This is a genomic window from Acidobacteriota bacterium (genome assembly GCA_034211275.1).
GTDB lineage: Bacteria > Acidobacteriota > Thermoanaerobaculia > Multivoradales > JAHZIX01 > JAGQSE01.
This window is the reverse complement of the sequence record JAXHTF010000355.1, coordinates 1-2,409: the sequence shown is the minus strand read 5'-3', so window position 1 is coordinate 2,409 and position 2,409 is coordinate 1. Positions and strand designations below refer to the sequence as shown.

At 69.7% G+C, this 2,409-nt stretch carries 1 protein-coding gene; it reads right to left on the bottom strand.

Annotated features, from left to right (window positions below; translation table 11 throughout):
• On the bottom strand, positions 1-2,409 hold a 2,409-nt coding region (locus SX243_25920), incomplete at both ends, for a condensation domain-containing protein (protein MDY7096423.1).

Below are 2,409 nucleotides of genomic sequence, written 5' to 3'. Positions count from 1 at the left end.
GCGGGCGTTGCGGATGGGCTTGCCGTAGGGAATGCTCGGCCACCAGTCCGGCACCTCCCCGATGGGGAAGTTGTTGGACCAGATGGTGGCCTCGGTAGCGCCGCCGAGGCCGATGAAGCGCACCTTGGGGAAGACGGCGCGGATCTGGTCCGGCAGGGTCACGGGAATCCAGTCGCCGGAGAGGAAGACCAGCCGCAGCGGCGAATGCGCCACCGGCTCGTCCGGGAGCATGGGCACCAGCTGCTGGAGCGCCGCCGGTGCCGAATCCCAGAAGGTGATGGGCTCGTCCGTGAGCAGGCGCAACAGGCGGCCGGGATCCTTGATCTCCGCCTCGCTGGCCACCCGCACGGTGCCGCCGGCGGCGAAGATGCCGAAGAGGTCGTAGACCGAGAGATCGAAGGAGAGGGCGGTGACCCACAGCAGCCGATCCTCGGGGCCGACGTCGAAGGTCTGGTTGACCCAGTCGAGAATGTTGACCACCGGCTCGTGGAGCTCCACTACCCCCTTGGGAGTGCCGGTGGAGCCGGAGGTGAAGATGGCGTAGGCGATGTCGTCGGGACCGACGCCGCGGTCCACCCGCCGGGCCTCGGCGCCGTCGACGGCGGCGGCGCCATAGAGCGCTACGCCGTCCGCCTCCTGCAGAGCGTTCTCCTCGGGAAGCTCGGCGAGATCCGGCACCACCGCCGCATCGATGGGCAACGCGGTGCCCTGGAGCTCGTTCCAGAAACGCTTGTGGACCACCAGCACCCGGGCCTCGGCGGTTTCCAGGATGGTGGCCACCCGCTCCGGCGGGAACGAAGGATGGAGGGGCACGTAGAAGCCGCCGGTCTTCATCACCGCCAGCGCCGCCGCCGCCATCTCGCCGCCGCGCTCCAGGTGCAGGCCCACGGCCTGGCCCCGGCGGATCCCGAGCTGCACCAGCAGCGAGGCCATGCGGTTGGCCCGCTCCTCCAGCCGGCCATAGGTGAAGGTTTCGTCCGCTTCCTGCACCGCCACCGCGTCGGGGCTGGCGTCCACCCGATCCTCGAACAGGCTCACCAGGGTGGCCTGGCGGGGGAAGTCGCCGGCGGTGCGGTTGGAGCCCCAGAGCACCTGCTCCCGCTCCTCCGGGGTCATCAGCGTCAGCTCCCCCACCACGGTGTCGGCGTCGGCGGCGATGGCCTCCAACATGACGCGGAAATTCTTCGCCATGCGCTCGGCGGTGGCGGTCTCGAAGAGATCCGAGTTGTAGCCCATCCAGCCGACGAAGCCGTAGGGCATCTCCTGAAGGTCGAGCTCCAGGTCGAGGCGGGCGGTGGTCTCGCGGAATTCGTAGCGTTCCAGGGTCAGCCCCTCCGCCACCAGCTTGGGAATGGGCACGTTCTGGAACGCGAAGAGCACTTGGAAGAGGGGGTTGCGGCTGGTGTCCCGCTCCAGGGACAGAGCCTCCACCACCCGCTCGAAGGGCACGTCGTGGTTCGACAGTCCCTCCAGCGTGGTCTCCCGCACTTGGCGCAGCAGCTCGCGGAAGGTGGGACCGCCGCCGAAGTCCGTGCGCAGCACCAAGGTGTTGACGAAGAGCCCGATGAGGTTCTCCAGCTCGGTGCGGTTGCGGTTGGCCATGGGGGTGCCCACCAGCACGTCGTTCTCCCCGGTGTAGCGGTGGAGCAGCGTCTGGTAGGAGGCCATGAGGGTCATGAAGAAGGTGGCGTCCTCGTCGGCGGAGAGGGCCTTCAAGCGATCCGTCAGCGAGCTCGGCAGCACCAGGGTGATGCGCCCACCGCGGAAGGTCTGCACCGCCGGCCGGGGGCGATCCGTGGGCAGGGCCAGCAGCGGCGGCGAGCCTTCGAAATGCTCCACCCAATAGGCCAGCTGGTCGTCAAAGACGCCGCCGTCCTCGAGCACCGAGCGCTGCCACATGGCGTAGTCGCCGTATTGCACCGGCAGCTGGGGCACCTGGGCGGTGCCGCCATCCGCCAGAGCCTTGTAGTGGCCCACCATCTCGCGGAAGAAGACGCCGGTGGTCCAGGTGTCAGAAATGATGTGGTGCATCACCGCCAGGAAGACGTGCTCCTCGGCGCCCATGCGCAGCAGCAGCGCCCGCCACGGCGGCCGCCGGGCGAGGTCGAAGGGAGTACGGGCGCAGCGGTCCACCAGCGCCTGGCTCCGGGTCTCGGCGACTTCGTGGGGCAGCCGCGAGAAATCCACCAGCGGCAGCGGCGCCGTGGGCTCCGCCGCCACCTTCTGCACCGGCCGGCCGCCTTCCAGGCCGAAGGTGGTGCGCAGGGTGTCGTGGCGGGCGACGGTGCGCCGCAGGGCGCGCTGGAAGAGGCCCGCGTCGAAGGGACCGGAGAGGCGCACGCCGGAGGGGATGTTGTAGGCGGCGGTGCCCGCCTGCAGCGGCTGTGGTTCATCGAGCAGCTGCAGGCG